Annotated in this window: 10 protein-coding genes; all 10 read right to left on the reverse strand. The window is 40.4% G+C overall.

Annotated features, from left to right (window positions below):
• A complete protein-coding gene (gene galE / locus ABC255_RS27260) occupies window positions 1-990 on the reverse strand; it encodes a UDP-glucose 4-epimerase GalE (protein ID WP_412998244.1) in 990 nt (329 codons plus the stop codon).
• Window positions 991-2,172 carry a galactokinase gene (locus ABC255_RS27265; RefSeq protein WP_412998245.1) on the reverse strand — a complete coding sequence of 394 codons (1,182 nt, stop codon included), beginning with the start codon at window positions 2,170-2,172 and terminating at the stop codon, window positions 991-993. It abuts the gene before it with no gap.
• 134 nt (window positions 2,173-2,306) lie between these two features.
• A complete protein-coding gene (locus ABC255_RS27270) occupies window positions 2,307-4,535 on the reverse strand; it encodes an alpha-galactosidase (protein ID WP_412998246.1) in 2,229 nt (742 codons plus the stop codon).
• A 120-nt stretch (window positions 4,536-4,655) separates the two neighbouring features.
• Complete coding sequence (gene lacZ / locus ABC255_RS27275) at window positions 4,656-7,682, reverse strand: beta-galactosidase, LacZ type (protein ID WP_412998247.1); 3,027 nt, start codon at window positions 7,680-7,682, stop codon at window positions 4,656-4,658.
• A gap of 37 nt (window positions 7,683-7,719) precedes the next feature.
• Window positions 7,720-8,538 carry a carbohydrate ABC transporter permease gene (locus ABC255_RS27280; RefSeq protein WP_412998248.1) on the reverse strand — a complete coding sequence of 273 codons (819 nt, stop codon included), beginning with the start codon at window positions 8,536-8,538 and terminating at the stop codon, window positions 7,720-7,722.
• Window positions 8,531-9,346, reverse strand: coding sequence for a carbohydrate ABC transporter permease (locus tag ABC255_RS27285; protein WP_335535008.1), 816 nt, complete (start codon window positions 9,344-9,346; stop codon window positions 8,531-8,533). Before ABC255_RS27285 ends, ABC255_RS27280 begins: the two co-directional genes overlap by 8 nt.
• 251 nt (window positions 9,347-9,597) lie before the next feature.
• Window positions 9,598-10,887 carry an ABC transporter substrate-binding protein gene (locus tag ABC255_RS27290; protein WP_412998249.1) on the reverse strand — a complete coding sequence of 430 codons (1,290 nt, stop codon included), beginning with the start codon at window positions 10,885-10,887 and terminating at the stop codon, window positions 9,598-9,600.
• Window positions 10,888-11,062: 175 nt separating this feature from the next.
• Window positions 11,063-12,820, reverse strand: coding sequence for a cache domain-containing sensor histidine kinase (locus ABC255_RS27295; protein WP_412998250.1), 1,758 nt, complete (start codon window positions 12,818-12,820; stop codon window positions 11,063-11,065).
• 14 nt (window positions 12,821-12,834) lie between these two features.
• Complete coding sequence (locus ABC255_RS27300) at window positions 12,835-14,352, reverse strand: response regulator (protein ID WP_412998251.1); 1,518 nt, start codon at window positions 14,350-14,352, stop codon at window positions 12,835-12,837.
• 165 nt (window positions 14,353-14,517) lie between these two features.
• Window positions 14,518-17,961 carry an OmpL47-type beta-barrel domain-containing protein gene (locus ABC255_RS27305; protein ID WP_412998252.1) on the reverse strand — a complete coding sequence of 1,148 codons (3,444 nt, stop codon included), beginning with the start codon at window positions 17,959-17,961 and terminating at the stop codon, window positions 14,518-14,520.
• Between the last annotated feature and the right edge of the window lie 651 nt (window positions 17,962-18,612).

Raw genomic sequence — 18,612 nt, forward strand, 5'->3', positions numbered from 1 at the left:
TCACCCCTCATACCCATTTGGATGATGTTGATGCCAGTTCCATGCATCTCTAATAATTTGTTGAATCGATGTCCTTGTTGGATTCCAGCCTAGCACATGTCTTGCTTTTTCCGATGAAGCAATTAATGTACTAGGGTCACCGGAACGACGTTCGCCGAATTGGACAGGAATATCAATACCTGTTACCTCTTTAGCTGTCTCGATAATTTCTTTTACCGAAAATCCCTGACTGCTGCCTAGATTGAAAACATTACTTTCCCCGCCATTTTGCAAGTAACGGAGTGCAAGGAGATGCGCCTCAATCAAGTCCTCAACATGGATGTAATCTCGTACGCAAGTCCCGTCTGCTGTATCATAATCTTGACCAAAGACCGTCACAGCTGGTCTTTTTCCTAAAGCAGCTTCCAATACAACAGGAATCAAATGGGTTTCAGGATTATGGTCCTCGCCAATTTGCCCATCACTCCTTGCTGAGGCAACGTTAAAATAGCGGAGTGATACAAACTTAAGATCAAATGCCTTTTCACACCAGGAAATCATTTTTTCCATAGTCAGTTTCGTTTCACCATAGGTGTTCGTTGGTATTGTTGCTGCCTCTTCCTTAATTGGCACCACCCTCTGTTCACCATAAACTGCCGCTGTTGAGGAAAAGACGATGTGCTTTACGTTAAATTCCTTCATCATTTCAAGCACAACTTGTGTACCGTACACATTGTTATCAAAGTATTTTAGTGGCTCAATCATCGATTCGCCAACAAGGGAGTTAGCTGCAAAATGGAGAATAGCTTCTATGTTTTCTTTTTCAAAAACAGAGCGCATAAACTCAGGGCTGCGTATATCACCTTCATAAAAGTGAGCCTTATGATGGATTGCGTCTCGGTGACCTGTTTGCAAATTATCAATAACCACCACTTCAGAACCCTGGTCAATTAACTGATAAACAGCATGCGAACCAACATAGCCCGCACCTCCTAATACAAGAATACTCATTTATATAGCACCCTCCATCTGAATTTCTTTTGCTCCATCACCAATACTTGCAACATAGAAATCCGCTTGATAGCCGATTTTGTCCTGATATGCTGCGCCAACCTCAGCTATAAAATTATCGACCTCTCCATTTTCAACAATCGCAATTGCACAGCCTCCGAATCCAGCTCCAGTCATGCGCGCACCAATAACCCCTGGCTGTTTCCATGCTGCTTCGACTAAGCTATCAAGTTCAATTCCGGTCACTTCATAATCGTCTCTTAACGAGATATGCGATTGATTCATTAGCTGCCCAAACGCCTCTAGGTTCCCTGCCTTCAGTTCTTCAAGAGCTTTTAAAGTTCTCATATTTTCATATACCGCATGCTTTGCACGCTTACGGACGGTTTCATTCGCGATTAATGATTGATTTTCATCAAACTCGGCTTCAGTAAGCTGTCCAAGCGCTTCGATTGGTAGTTTTTGCTGGAGCAGCGACAACGCTACTTCACATTCTCCTCGGCGCTCATTGTATTTCGAGTCGGCAAGTTCTCTGCGTTTGTTTGTATTCATAATTAAAATTTTGTGACCTTCAAGTTGAATCGGTGCATACTGAAAGTTTAAAGTCTGGCAATCCAGCAAAATTCCAGCGTCCTCTTTACCCATTCCAATCGCAAATTGATCCATAATGCCACTGTTTACACCAATGAATTCATTTTCAACTTTTTTACCAATCTTGATCATATCCAGGCGATCTATTCCTAATTTAAACAACCCGTCTAGAAGCACGCCAGTTAATAACTCAATAGACGCGGAAGAAGATAGGCCAGCGCCATTAGGAATGTTACCTTCAATTACACACTCAAATCCGGATGGAATTGAAAATCCTGTTTCCTTTATATAACGAATCATTCCCTTGGGGTAATTTGCCCAATTATGCTGTTTATCGTATTCTAATTGCGTTAGATCAAACTCAATGATTTCTTTATCTGGAAAGTTTACTGAATAAAGGCGGACAAGATTGTCCTCTCTCTTCTTTGCAACAGCATAAGTACCATAGGTAATTGCACATGGAAATACGTGACCACCATTGTAATCTGTGTGTTCACCAATTAAATTAATTCTCCCCGGAGCAAAGAATGCTTGCTCAGGCTGAGCTTCAAATATATGTCTGAATGTAGTTGTTAACTTTGTGATGTTCATTGTCGTCCCTCCACTATTTAAGCTATATGTTTAGTTTAATACATCAGGTAAAAGAAATCTATTATTTTTACTAAAATTTTTACTAAAAACATCAAAAAGCAGTGTATACCTATACACACTGCTTTTTCTGGAGATTAATCCAAATTTCCATCCGTACTTTTTAAATGAAATATGTTTGATTGGAAGTCCCCTCTTCGTTTCGAGGATTGCATGTTCACTCCGTTAAACTCGGTTGGAAGCTGAAGACCCACTTGCATTAGCTCATCCCCATAATACGTCCGCCCATTCACTTCATATGCTTTATCAGCAGATAGTCCACTTAGAGGCAGTGTTTGATGTTTCCGGGAATTTGGTGTTGCCAATACCTTATAATAACCAACTAATGCTTCGGACTGATCTGGACTTACCACCATCCAAGCTGTCTCATTACCTGAGAACGGACTTAATAAACGGTAAAAATGGCCCTCGCGAATCAAGCGGCGCTGATCTTTATAAAAAGCAACCTGCCCTTTAATCTCCTCCCGTTCTTCTTCCGTTAATGAGTGTGGATCTAGTTCATAGCCGAACGTTCCAAAGTAGGCCGTATTTGCACGTGTAGACAGCGGGGTCTCTCTATATGTTTGATGATTTGGAACCGCCGATACATGCGATCCCATACTATACAATGGATAGGCGAAGGATGTGCCATATTGAATTTTTAGCCTTTCGACCGCGTCCGTATTATCACTCGTCCAAGTTTGCGGCGCATAATACAGCATTCCTGGGTCAAAGCGCCCGCCGCCGCCAGCACAGGATTCAAACAAGACATGAGGGAACTCACTCGTTAACCTTTCATACAGAGAATACACACCTAAAATATAGCGATGAAAAAACTCTCCCTGCTGATTGGATGCTAATTTTTGTGAGAAAGGCTCTGTAATGTTACGGTTCATATCCCACTTGATATAAGATAAATTTGTCTGCTTAATTATCCCGGACATCTTTTCATACAGATAATCAACAATTTCAGGTCTAGAGAAATCCAGTACCAGCTGATTTCGCCCTAAAGTACGATGCTGGTCTGCCATCCCGACAGCCCAATCAGGATGCGCTTTAAACAACTCACTGTTAGGACTGATCATCTCCGGTTCAAACCAGAGACCAAATTTCATCCCGGCATCATTAATTTTTTTTGCCAGGCTTTCTAACCCATTCGGAAGTTTATTAAAGTCAACATGCCAATCTCCTAGCGAGGAGGTATCATCGTTTCTTTTTCCAAACCAGCCATCATCAAGGACTAACATCTCAATGCCCAATTCACTGGCAGACTTCGCAATATTCACTAGTTTATCTTCATCGAAATCAAAGTATGTCGCTTCCCAGTTATTAATCAATATCGGACGATCTTCCCTTTTCCATCGTTCAGGAATTAGGTTTTCTCGGTAAAGCTGGTGGAAGGCCTGACTCATCCCATTTAAGCCTTGATCAGAATAAACCATGACCACTTCTGGCGTTTGGAAGGTTTCTGTTGGCGCGAGCCCCCACTGAAAACCAAAGGGATGAATTCCCACTGTTAACCTCGCCATATCGTAGTGGTCTACTTCAACCTGCATGATGAAATTACTGCTATAAACGAAGTTAAAGCCGTACACTTCACCACTATGCTCCGTGGCATTCGGTCTTCTTAAAGCTAAGAATGGATTATGATGGTGAGAGCTGGCACCCCGTAAACTTGAAATTGATTGAATACCCGTTTCGAGCACACGTTCCTTCACATGCCTTTCACGGGCCCAAGCCCCAGCTAAATGAGTAAAAATAAAATCCTTATCTGGGAGGTCGAGTGCTGCCCCCATTATTCTTTCAATTACAAGATTCTCGCCGCCATAGTTTCTCAGCGTTGCACTTCTTGTAATCACAGGCTTATCCGGAAAAATGGTATAGTTTAATGTTAATTCCGCCTGAAGGAAATCATCCTTTAATAGAATTTGTAATGTACTGGCTTCGTTGCCGTACGTTGCTGGCAGGCCCTCAAGCCGTGGTTTTCCTTCTAGCATACTAAAGGAGTCATAGGTAAAAGTTGGAACATGAGATTCGTTTTCTTTCTGGACAGAAATAGCTGGTTCACGAAAATCTGAATTTCCGTAAGCAGGATATTCCTGTCTTAATGTCTCCAAAACAAATGATGGATCATCAGCATACACATGACAGCTTGCACCGGTTGGAACATCATAAACTTGAAGATGGGAAAAATCGCTCCTATTCCGCAATGCCTTTCCATAATAAAGATGACCTAACTGTCCATTTTTCATCACGTGGAAAATATAACTTACCTGACCATTTGTTAAATGAAACTGCTGATTTTCTTGATTTATATAAATATGCATAACCTGCTCCTTATATATAAAATAAAGAGCCTGAGCATTTCAGGCTCTTCTATATTTCACACGTTTTTTAGAAGGATAGATTGCTCTTATTCATTTATCTATCCAAAGATTTCCCAACAATCAAACCCTTTGAATCAAAAATTCGAATTCCATGTCCTCGTCAGCCTTGATAAGGTGTTCATCATGAACAGGCGCTCCCCAACTGTCGTCTCCTCCTATACCCATCTGCTTACCGGCAACTGTTACAACGGTATAATGAACAGGTGGAAGTTCATAAACATGTTGTGCATTCTCAAGTTCAAAAGCCGTATATGGACTAACATTACATTCAAGCGGTTCTGTTATTGAAGAGATTCTTACTCCCTTGCCATTACGGTTTGTCACACTGACTCGTCTGACACCGGTTCGATTACCCGATTCCTGAGGCATTACATAGCCAGATAGATTATCGCTTACTTGGTTTTTAAAGATACCAAGTTTAGCACCCATAGCCCGGTCAGAGTAGTTTTCTTCTGGTCCCATTGCATACCATTCTAATTGATCATAATCGGCAGGAACCTTGAAGGAAACTGCGAAAATTGGCAGTTGCGGCAGATTTTCTGCCCCTTTATAAACAGACCGAACCTTAACACTTCCATCTGAATAAACTGTGTAAATTGTCTTAACTTCAATTTCATGATTTATGGAGAATTTATAAGTAAAGCCTACACGCACATGAGACTCTTTTTCTTCAACTTCAATATTTACACACTTTCTCGCCAGGCTCGCTGCATACCAAAGACCAGAATGGAAACCTTGAGAATACCCTCGATCATTATCTGTCGCAGCTCTCCAGAATAATGGAGCTGGCGGAAGTGCGATCATCTCTTTGCCCGCATAGTTCAATGAAACTAAACTTCCTGCACCTTTTGAGAACATCACTGTGAAGTCACGGCCGTGAACACCAATATTGACATCCCCATGGACAACCCGTAAGTCGCCGTTAACTGGCGCTAATCCTTTTGTACCCACTTGGTAAACAAACTGACCGAATGCAATCTCATACCCTTCTTCTGCCCAAAGGGTACTTTCCTTTAAAACTAGTGAAGTTTGAATGCAATACTCACCTGGTTCTACACCAAACTCTTCAGGGATATCAAACTCGAAGCGTTCTTCACTTTGCGGTTCAACCACAGCCAGTAGTTTATTACGATACAATTCCTTCCCTTCTAGGAATAGAGCATACTCGAGATCATAGTTTGCAGTATTGGAGAACAAACTCTCATTTTTTAGGTTTACACCAGTACCATCCGGTACTAGTTTGAAATCTTGATATAAGAATTTCACTTCTTGCATTTTAGGAGAAAGCTCTCGGTTCGCATAGACAATCCCATTTGTACAGAAACCATAGTCTGTCGGACGATCATCAAAATCTCCGCCATATGCAAGGAATTCATTGCCGTAACGGTCCTTTTTATAAAGTGATTGGTCAATATAATCCCAAATAAACCCGCCCTGGTACATTGGATACTTCTGTTCTAAATCTGTATATTTGTACATACCGCCAAGTGAATTTCCCATTGCATGCATGTACTCACAGCTAATGTAAGGCTTCTCTGGATTGTCATTTAAATATTTTTCAATATCAGCTGGCTTTGCATACATGCGGCTTTCCATATCACTCGTATCGTTATAATCACGATTATGGAAAACTCCTTCGTAGTGAACCAGTCTGCTTGGATCAACCTTTTTGAAATATTTAGAGACATTTAAAATGACTTCACCAGCGTATGATTCATTACCACAAGACCAAATCAAGATAGACGGGTGATTTTTATCCCGTTCTACCATGGAGATTGCGCGGTCCATGACAATAGGTTCCCATTCAGGCTTATTACCTGGTATATTCCAGGATGGCTCGACCGCGCCCATCTTTTGCCATGACCCATGGGTTTCAAGATTCATTTCATCAATGACATAAACTCCATACTCATCACATAACTCATACCAATAGCTTTGGTTTGGATAATGAGATGTTCGAACCGCATTGATATTATGACGTTTCAATGTTTTTATATCCCAAAGCATATCTTCCTTTGTAATGGCGCGACCGCTGCGAGGATTAAATTCATGCCGATTGACACCCTTAAATACAATCCGCTTTCCATTAAGGTGCATGATTTTATTCACGAGTTCAAATCTTCTAAATCCAACCTTCTGTGGTACTGCTTCAACCAAGCTGCCTGATTCGTTATAGACTTGGATGAATAATCTGTATAAATAAGGGTCTTCTGCACTCCAAAGTGCAGGCTGTTCAACAGGCATGGTAATTGACCACTTGCCATCGATATTTTCTCCTTTGGCAGTTTGAACAAGAGCACCGTTGGCATCTACTAATTCTGCCTCTATTTTGGAAACTGCCGATCCTTGAAGTTTTATATCGACTGAAAGTGTCCCTTTTATAAAAGTTGAATCAAGTTCAGGACGAACATGCAGGTCAGAAACATGAATTTCCGGAACTGTGTAAAGGTAGACATCACGGAAGATCCCTGAAAATCTCCAAAAATCCTGATCTTCAAGCCAACTGCCGGTACTCCGCTGATAAACCTCTACTGCCAGCTTATTCTCTCCATCTACTAAATAAGGGGTAAGGTCAAACTCGGCAGGTGTAAAAGAATCCTCACTGTAGCCTACGAATTCACCATTTAACCAAACATAAAAAGCAGATTCAACACCTTGAAAGGAAATAAAAACTGGTTTTCCTTGCATAGCTCCAGGAATATCAAGATATTTCACATAGCTTCCAACAGGATTATGATCAGTTGGAATTTCTGGCGGACGAAGCTCATGGTGCCCATCCCAAGGGTACATCGTGTTGACATATTGCGGCTGCCCATAGCCTTGGAGTTGGATATGTCCCGGAACGGTAATATCGCCCCAGCCAGCGCAAGCATATTCTTTCTCAAAAAAGTTTACCGGTCTATGGTCTGGATTAATACTGTAATAAAACTTCCAGTCTCCGTTTAATTCATAACGCATTTTCATTGGGGAAGCGCTCTTGGCCTCTGCCAATGTTTCATAATAGACATGGTCGGAATGAGCAGGAACCGTGTTCACTGAAAATACATTCACATCTGTAAGCCAATCTAAGCTTGGAGTGGTTTTCATTTCTATTACACTTCCTATCTAAATTAATCTAAATCTACTATTTTACAGAACCCATCATTCCCGCAACAAAATGCTTTTGCATAATAAAGAAAATTAGAGCTGCTGGCAGGGTCGCAATAACGATGGCTGTCATAATGACTCCGTAGTCAGGTGAATAACTTGAACCCAAGACAGAAATCAGCAAAGGAATGGTTTGATTTTCTGGAGACTGCAGCACGACAAGCGGCCATAGGTAGCTGTTCCAGCTTGCCATGAACGTTATAATCGCAGCTGCTGCGTAAGTTGTTTTCATGGTTGGAATATAAATTCTGAAAAACACACCCAACTCCGTTAATCCGTCAATCCTTCCCGCTTCAAGTATATCCTTTGGAAACATCTTCGTGTTTTGCCTGAAGAAGAAGATTAGAAAGGCGGTGGTAACCGTCGGTAAAATAACAGCGGAGATTGTATCAATTCCAATCATCGGCGCTGTTTGGGATATCGTTCCAAACATTCGGAATAACGGAACCATTAATGCTGCAAATGGAATCATCATCGAGAGCAGCAGGAAATTAAATAAAGAGTCTTTTGCCTTGCTTTGGTAAATTTCAAACCCATAACCAGCCAATGAGGCAATGAGCATGCCAATCACCGTAGTGATAATTGAGATTTTCGCAGAATTCACTAAGGCCGGAACGAGATCAACAGTATTTAGAAGATTGGTTAAGTTCTCCATAAAATGACTTCCAGGCAACAATCTGCCTTTTGTAACGTCAACTGATTTATTTGTTGAACTGACAATCATCCATAAAAATGGAAAAATTGAAATGATAGCACAAATCGAAAGAAACCCATAACCGAAGACTTTTTTAAGCATTTTTATCACCTGCCACTTTAAACTGAATGATGGAGAAGATAACAATTAGAATAACAATCGCGTATGAAACAGTAGCTGCATAGCCAAAGTCCGGAGTATATTTAAAGGATAGATTGTAAATATACTGGGAGATGGTCATCGTTGCATTCCCTGGTCCACCCGCTGTAATATTCATTACTTCATCGAACAACTGAAGCGTTCCAATCGTTGAAGTAATCGAAGTAAACAAAATAATTGGTTTTAACATCGGAACTGTAATTTTGAAAAAGGTTTGTATCGGTGAAGCCCCGTCTATTTTCGCCGCTTCATAAATAGATTGATCGACGTTCTGCAGCGCAGATAAATAGAAAATCATATTATAGCCAGTCCAGCGCCATGTAATCGCAGCAATGATTGTGATTTTTGCCCAGAACGGATCTGTTAGCCATTGAACCGGTTCTGAAATAAGAGCTAATTTCATTAGCATGATATTAACAATACCATCTTGCCCAAATAAATATTTGAACGTAACCGAATATGCAACTAGTGAGGTTACGCATGGTAAAAAGATGGCTGTACGGAAAAAGCCCTTAAACTTCAATGCTTTATCATTTAGTAAAACAGAAATAAATAAAGCAAGAATAATCATAATTGGTACTTGAATGATTAAATAAATCACTGTATTTTTCAGTGTCGTCAAAAATACAGGGTCTTTTAATAATCGTGCATAATTTTCGAGGCCGACAAATGTTAAGTTTGTTCCCATGCCCGATTGTAATGACATAATGAAAGCCTGAATCATCGGATAAAAATAAAACAAGCAAATCATCACAGCAGCTAACGTTACAAATGACCAGCCGATGGCTGTATTTTTAACCCTTAGTCCACGAGTGGACCTAACTGTCTGTATAGAGGGGGTGGCTTTTGGAGGTATCACATCAAGTCAGCTCCTTATCTAGTTATGTTTTTATCTGTTTTGTTTTTTTAATATAAAAGCCCCGAAACACTCGCCTGACACTAATCGCTCCACTTAACCGAAGAGGAGAAGCCGGCGAGTACCCGAGGCTTACTCTTATTTAATTATTTCACTTGTGTTTCAGCTTGACCTTGAGCGTCTTTTAATGCCTTATCAAGATCTTTACCTTTAATAAAGTTTTGTGCTTCAACTGCAAGTATGTCCTCGATTGCATATGTGTGTAAACCAAAGTTTACTTGTGGAATTTCAGTTGTCCATTTTGCGAAATCAGCTATAACTTTCTGACCGCTAAAGAACTCATCTGCAGCCTGGTATGCTTCACCTTCAGTTGCTGGCTTATACGTTCCAATTGCACCAACTTCTGTGTTGATTGTTTGATAGAACTCAACGCTTGAACCAAATGTTTTTCCTAAGAATTCAGCAGCTTTTTCTTTTCCTGGTACATTAAGAACATACCAAGAGCTTCCGCCTAGGTTTGAAGCGTTGACAGAATCCGCTACTCCAGGAAGTTTAGGGAAAGGTACAACTGCCCACTTACCAGATTGTGACTCTTCAGCCTTAATAGAAGGAGTAATCCAGTTACCTGTTGGAACAGTTGCCACATCACCACTGTTAAATCCAGCTAAGAATTGGCTCCAGTCGGATACAGGCTTCACTAGATCAGCATCTAAAAGCTTTTTATATGTTTCAAACGCTGCTTTAAGTGCTTTATTATCAGCTAAGTTAGGTGTTACACCATCTTCTTCTAAATACCATGAACCAGCAGTTTGGATCATCATACGAATTAATCCAAGGTCGTTAGGATCTTGTGTTAACATTTGTTTACCAGTTACTTCTTTTACTTTCTTACCAATTTCAATATACTTGTCCCAGTCGATGTTTTGCAGATCTTCAATTGAGTATCCAGCTTGCTCTAAATAATCCGTTCTTACATATAATCCTGTTACCCCTGTATCAAATGGAAGGCCATAGTTTTTACCATCCAAGCTTGTTGGAGCAATTTTATAATCAGCAAAATCTTTTGCATTAAATGAACCAGTCAATTCGTGGAACATATCAGGAAAAGCCTGAAGGAAACCTTGTGCACGATAGTCTTCAATTAACACAATATTCGGTAGCCCTTTTGTAGTACCAGAGCTTAAGCTTGTATTTAGCTTTTGAATAATGTCATCTTGAGCGTTTTCAATCACTTCAATCTCAACATCTTTGTTTTCTTGAGCATAAGTATCTTTTGCAATGTTCATTGCTTTAATATTAAAGTTTGGATCCCATGCCCATACAGTAATTTTATTGGAATCCTCAGCAGTTTTGGAATTATCTTCTGTTTTCGACCCCGAAGAACAGGCAGTCAATAACAGTAGGCTTACTAAAAATAAAGCAAGTACTTTTTTCATTGATATTCCCCCATGTGTTTTAATTTGCTATTGTAAGCGCTGTCCGCCTTACACTTTCTATGTTAGCACCAGCATGGGATTAACTGTTAGGACGATATTTTTAATTCCTTGTACTATTTTCAGATTATTGAACACGGTTACATTTGAAAATTTGTACTTTTTTTAGATTCTAAAACTATTTTTGAATTGGCAATGTAATCCTGACTTTTGTCCCTTCTCCTAACGTACTCGAGATAGTCACTCCAAATTCTTCTCCATAAATTAATTGAATTCGCTCATGTACATTACGTACACCAATGCCTGAGAACTGCTGCTTTTTTCGCTTCGTATCTGGAAGAGTGCTGTCCTCTGAAACTTCCATTCCATCACCGTTATCAAGCACTTCACAAATCAAGGTGTTTCCGTCCTGCCAAACAAGAACATTGATATACCCTTCAGACTTACGGATAAATCCATGGAAAAAGGAGTTTTCCATGAATGGCTGAAGAATCAGTTTCGGTATTTGCAAATCCATACAATCCGATGTAATAAAATAATTTACTTTAATCCTGTCACCATAGCGTTTTTGATTAATTAGCACGTAATTCTTCAAATTATCGATTTCCTGCTTAACTGTAATCGTTTCGCTGACATTGCCAATAGTGTTTTGCAGCAAGGATATCAAGGCATTAAACGTTTCTTCCGTTTCTTCTTTTCCGCCATGTTGAACCATAAATTTAATCGAAGTCAATGTATTGTACAAGAAATGCGGGTTAATTTGCTGCTGCAAGGCTTCGAGTTCCGCATTCCGCTGATTCTTCTGTGAGATAACAAGCTGGTCTACATACTCATGCAGCTCATCGAGCATGGAGTTAAATGCATGGCCGATTTGCCTTGTTTCATACGTCCCCGAAACGGTTACATACTCATCAAATTCGTGCTTAGAAGTATTCTCAATTTGTTTTACCAGCCTTGATAATGAATTCGTCATTCTTCTTGAGGCAAGGAACACGATAATCAGCGCAACAAAGACAATACCCATAGAAATCAGTACAATCTGTTTCTTATCGATCAAGTTGCCGAATGTTACATTTTTGTCGATGACATTAAACATATACATCTCAAAAGATGGAAGGTACTCCATCAAGAGGATTTGTTCCTTTCCCAAAAAGTCTTCAATGATGTACTCTTTTGATTCTGCCTCAATTTCTTGTGCATATTGAAGCAGTTCCTCCGAATGTTTGCCAATCATATTTGACTGGTCGCTCGACATAATAACCCCTGATTTGCTAACTAAGAAAACATGATTACCAGGACTTGTGTAGCTTGAATAAAACTTTCTGAAGTCATTTTCTTTAATAGCAAAATACATCGTTCCATAAACACTTCCAGAAGTCCGTTCCATTAACGCCTTTGTAGTGACTATGTATTGTCCATCCTCTTCATCAGGACGCTCGTCATATTGGTACATTAACCGTTTCGGTTGCTTAAGCGTGTTGTGGGTAATGTTCCCCGTCTTCAACTCATCATCGGTAATCGGCCAGTAGGTACGGTCGGTTGCATAAATGGTTCCATTAATACCGGTGACAATGATCCCCGGTTCGTACGTATCAAAACCCGTCTCGATCCGTTTAATCTGCTGGCTTAATGAATAATAAGCATTTAATTTTTGGACATTCGTACCCTCTTCGGTAAGAATTTTCTTGATGGATCCGCTTTGCAATATATGATTGGAAGCCACGACAATCGAATAATTATAATTTTCGAAGCTATCTTTTACCTGATCCATTACTTTCGCGTTTGTGATACTAAATTTTTCAAAAAAGAATTCCTCTGACATCCGAATGGTTGTCCATGTTATTGTTATTGAAACGGTGATCACGATGATAACACTAATGAGAAACATGGTGATAAATAAGTTGTTATGTCTAAACCGTTCAGGAATTAATCTCATCTGCTCACCATCTCTTATCTCGTGATTTGTTTTCTTCTATATTGACTTGGTGATAGACCTGTTATTTTTTTAAACACTTTGCAAAAATAACTGTGGTCGGAATAGCCAACCAATCCACTGATTTCAGAAATATTTGCCCTGCCCTCTACAAGAAGTTTGGAAGCTTCTTCAATTCGAATTCGATTCAAATATTCAATAAAACCTTCTCCCTTATGAGTTGAAAAGTAACTGGATAAATAGGAAGGGTTGAAATGAAAATGCTTTGCTACTTCTGTAAGCGTAATCGGCTCAGCGTAATGCTCTTTGATAAATTCTAAAAGCCTTTTCAAATTGATATTGTCGATTTGATTTTCGGAAGAGAAAATACATTGTTTTGCTTCATTAATAAATTTATTCAATTGAGCGATAACCTCTTTTGTGTTTTGTGCATCCTCAATCGCCTTAAAATAAGAGTACTTGGCATGATCTAATTCCTTTACATCGTACTCCATGTTTCCAAGCAGAACCGTAATGTTGAAGACAATGTTCCCAAAAAAGGCCTTATACTCATAAACCTCTAATGTATAACATATCGATAAAGCAGCTACATGTTCCTGGAGGTACTGAAAGGCACCTTCAAAATTCTTCCGCTTTAATTCACCTGTAAACCAATCCAAATTGAAACTTTCACATACCGGCTCCTGGATTGGCATGTTCTGTTTCATTAATAATGGCAGCTCAGAAAAATAAAAACGATATTTTAATAATTTCGCTAGACTTTCTTTGTAAATTACCACTAGCTGCGAAAAATCCGTGAACGTTTCACTAAGTGCAAAACCATATTCGCTATTTGACTCCCCAAGCTTCAATGCAAACTCAATAAACTTAGAGAAGTCATCTCCATTCACAAGTACGATATTTCGCTCGAAATGAAACGAAAATTCTTCTCGTCCAAACTCTGTTTCAATTTTCTCCTTTATCTGTTTTGGCAGTTCTGTTTCCCCGCTTTTTAACACAACACCTAATAAACAAAATTTGTGATGATGAAATATTTCAGAAATCTTCTCGGTATCATAAGTAACTTCAAAACCTGAAATCATTTTCTGAATCATTTGCCCGACGGAGAGCTCCACTGAAACATGCTTGTCCATCGTTTGAAGAGACGGGATTCTTTCAGCAGCTGCCTTTAACGCTTTTAAAAGTCCCTTTGAATCAAGTTTCGGCTTAAGAATATAATCAACCACTCCGCTTTGGAAGGTAGAGCGGACATAGTCAAATTCTCCAAAACTACTTAGGATAATGATTTCAATATGTGGATAACGATCCTTAACAATTCTTGTTAATTCCTCACCGTCCATAATCGGCATGACAATATCGGTAATAATGATATGCGGTTGTTTCATCTCAATTAATTCAAGTGCTTCACTGCCGTTTGAAGCTTCCCCAACGATTTCAAACCCTTCCTGTTCCCAATTCAGATAATGTTTAATGCCTTGTCTAATTAATTGTTCATCGTCAACTATAAGTACTCTTCCACGTTCCCCAACTGTCAAACCTATCCCTCCGGATGGTGAATATAATTAATATTCCTATTCTATAATACTTTCCCCCATTTGGGGAGAATTGAAGATAGCAGCTAATAACAAAAAGGTTTTCAAAAAAAAATCTGGACTGCAGTCTATGACTGCAGCCCTTAAAATCAATTCTATAGCTGCAACTTATTTCAAAAGATACTCGGCATCTCTCAACAAGTAGGTTGCGGCGTCAATTGAAATGTGCTTGTTGTTTTGTGCTTTTACTTCGTTTATAAAGCTTTCTAGGTTATTGTTTTGCAACTTCATAATAAGACTATTGACTATTCCTATATTATTGATGGATCCGTCAGATTGAAACAGATTTACAAGCTGTATTAAGGAAGATATGCTTGTGCTAGTCTTAAACGATCTTGTTGCCGAAGCAGAATTTCCCGCTTGATCCACCGCACTCACAGTGAGAACATGCTCTCCAAGTGATAGCTTATATAGCGGAATAACCGTACCATTTACGATTGGTTGTCCATCCAACAACGCAACCACAGACGAATGATTCACACCTGATATATTGTCAGATACCGTGTAATTCACTGTCACGGTTTCATCGTCCAAATAGCTTTCATCCACTAAACCTTCGATATTGATTTCGGGACGAGTCTGGTCTAGACTAATTGGATCTAAAGTAAGTACCTGTTCAGTATTGCCCGCTTTATCCACCGAATAGTATTTTACATTATTATTCCCATCCTGACTGACCACAAATGGTGCAGTATAAGTTTCAAAGGTAGTTCCGCCATCCAAGCTATAGAAGGTAGAATCTAATCCAGGCTTGGTATCCGTCGCACTCAATGTGACTGTAACCGGGTTTTTATACCAGCCATTCTCCCCATCCGGATTTGCCGGGGTCATTTCAGCTGTCGTCTCAGGTGGTGTGCTGTCGGCATTGGAGTAAACTTGAACCTCAACGAGCCCGCTTCCCCAACCATTGCTGAGAGCATTGTTGTTAACACGCCTTACCTCATTCACCTTGAGCTTTACATACCTGTAATTTCCACTTAGTTTATCCGAGGTGAAACCGGCCCACATATTCGTATTATTGTTGACCAATTCAGTCCAATTTTCGTTATCCGTTGAACCAAAAATCTGATACCTGTGGTACATTTCAGAACCGTTATATAGCCTATAGGCTACGTCAATTCGCGCTAAGTCATAGACTTCATTTAAATCAATCGTATATTCATACGGAGCAACTAAGCCGCCAAAGAAATGGCTCGTATCCCCCCATGTATTAAGATTGTAGGTAATGCCGTCATTTGCTTTCTCTATTCCAGTAACAGAATCATTATTAGTGATGGTTGCTGGCTTACCTTCTGAAACGAGTTCAACCTTAGGGAATTGTACATCTCCGGTCTCTGCATTCAGTTTCCAACCTGTTGTGAAGGTGGCCGAAGCATTATGTTCTGCCTCGTTGAAGGCAATCGGTAACCACACATAACGTGAATCGGAAAGTTGACTTGGTCTCCATCTGTCACCCATATAAACATAGCTATTTGACCCATCCGATCTGGTCAGTTTCATAATGTTGGTTGATTGACTGTAGTATGTGCTGTTGTTCCCAAAGGTGAAATTTGGAAGTATCCTGCCATTCTCATCTTTTATTGGCGTCCAGCCATGTGGATCTGTAATGTCTGCATTATAGCTAATCGCACTCTGATTTGGCAGCCAGCCAGATTGTCCGGAGGTAATTAAATAATAACCATCGCCCGTACTTACAACCGCTGGTGCTTCTCGTCCGATACCCTCATAGAAGTTGTAGGATTCAAAATCTGTCGCCTTAGCAGCAGGGTCGCTGAAGGTGTAGGTCGTAAAGTCCACATCTGTATATTCGTCATTTAGTCGGTGGATCCTCATGGAATGTCCTTCCGACGATACCAGATAAGCAGTCCCGTCATCATCGGAAAACACTGTAAAATCACGGGAGATATATCCCATTTGAGTCACATCGTCTTGCACGTTCGATGGAACGGTCGTCCTGTCTCCGCTTGTCTTATAGTATTCAGAATCGGAGTAAACACCGTTGTCACTACGCCAGTTACGCAGGGTACCTCCTGGACGCCAGTGCCCAAGGAAGGTATACGGACCTGCTACATTATCCGCTGTAGCTACCGCAATTTGACTGCTTGCATAGCTGCCCGCTGTTTCCCAATGGCCCCAGAGAACATACTTTTTAGTTTTTTCGTTGTAAAGTAGCTTCGGACGCTCCCATTTGTTATTTAGAAGTCCGTATTCCGCGCCTTCTACAGTTTGAGAGAATTGGTCAAGAATGTTACCTTCATATTCCCAATTGACCAAATCGCGGGAGGAGTAAAGCGATACCGCATGGAAAACTGCACTGTTGTGAATTTTGTTTTCCCCAACCCAATAGTAGATTGGCTTGCCGTCTTCTGCAGTTTGCTGAAGGAACCCGCCGCCGTGGGCTTGGATGGGATTCCCTTCGTTATCGTACCAGGTTTCTCCAACAGGTACACCGGCAGTGGAATAGTTCACTACATTTTCAGGTTGAACGGTTTGTGCCCATTTGAAGGCTTCATCAATTTGCAAAGCCGCCCGGTCTATATCCCATTGCGGCGCAGATTCATCTGCTAAAATCTTTTTCGCATGATCGAGCGCCCGAGTAATGGTTTTCCATGTTCCGTTGGTATATTCCCCTCTTATAGTATCTTTCTTCTCATCGTATTTAGCCTGAAGCTCCGATTTGAGCGACGGCACCGTCACAGTGTATTCCTGACTGAAGTCAAACCATTTCATGGTCAGAATGACTTGTTTTGCGCTCGTGCCTTCCGTCGGACGATTTACTAAACCTGTGCTTGGATCAATCAAGCTGTTGTCGCTTGAGGTCCAGATAATGTTGGGATCACGAAACAACGCAAGATCCTCACGAACCACCATCCCATCGGTGAGCGGCTTCAATGTGAGCAAGTCGTTCCATGTAAAACTGCGAATTTCCTTCGCAAAATAAGTCGCAGCATCTTGATCAAGTGCGTCTTTAAATACACGCACATCGCGGTAATGCGAATCAAGATTGGAGAAGGTAGCAATCGTACGGTTCAGTCGAAATTGTCCATTGCCAATTTCGTCCGCACCAATCCCGTTAGAAGCAACCTCCGCTGCCTTAACTCCATCGACCCAGACGATCAGCTTACCAGTACCGGCTGTACCATCCAGCGAAATGGTATAATTATGCCACATACCGGCTGCCGGTGACGGGAAAGATGCCACTATGGAATCCGCCCCATTCCGTTTAAGAACAACCGCAGCCATACCGTTACTGTAGTAAGGCCGAAGCGTAAGATTGTTATTATTATCAGACCCATACGATAAGAGGGTATTTACCGCACTGGTAGAACGTGTTTGTGTCTTATTTAATTTAATATTTAACGAAAAAGAAATTTTCTTTCCCGTTACAGGGTTTCCCGGATTGTTGCCTGCAATATGTCCATTGTTTGCATTTCCCGGATTGACCAATGTAACGTAGTCCGTTTTCCAGGACACGTCACTGCCGGACAATTGCTGACTCTCATTCAACTTGTTTTTATACTGATAAGAACTATTCAGCGGGTAGTGCGCCACTGTGACACCATCTAGCGAACTTGCGTCGAAGTCAAATTCTGTGTCGGCCGCTTGGACGTAATGAGATGGTGTAAAGCCACTGGTGATTACGCTTACAATTAACAACAAAAGCAATAATTTCTTCACCCATTCACCAATATTTATCCCTAATCTAGGTTTCATTGCAATTCTCCTTTTCTTTTCTCTCACTCTTCCACGTTAAACTATTACCCTCCTTAATTTATTTGAACTCTTTACAACTACTAGGTTATCTAAAATATCTTCCTAGATATACGAATATTTTTACTAAGTTTTTTAAAATTTTGACTTTTTAAATAAATTTCATTCAGCTTTTAAAACGGAGTAACCAGCAAAAATAAAATAACCGGAGATTTTCCGGTTAAATGCAAAATGGAGCTCGTTTTCGAGGAAAATAAGCCGATGTTTTCCGCTTATGCCAAGCAAAAACTCCCATTTTCAAATTTTTCGAGCCAATAGGCGGAATCTCTCCGTCTATTCGAGCCCTTTTTTACTATAATTGTTAGATAGGCGGAATTCTTCCGCCTATCTATCAGCTCCGGAGCTTAATCATAAAGGATAAAGACGTATGCCAATTCATACGTCTTTTTATTAAGATAGCATCCGAAAACGGCGTGAACAGACTCTCATTCT

Origin of the sequence: Neobacillus canaveralius (assembly GCF_047237705.1) — a bacterium.
Classification (GTDB): domain Bacteria; phylum Bacillota; class Bacilli; order Bacillales; family Cytobacillaceae; genus Neobacillus; species Neobacillus niacini_K.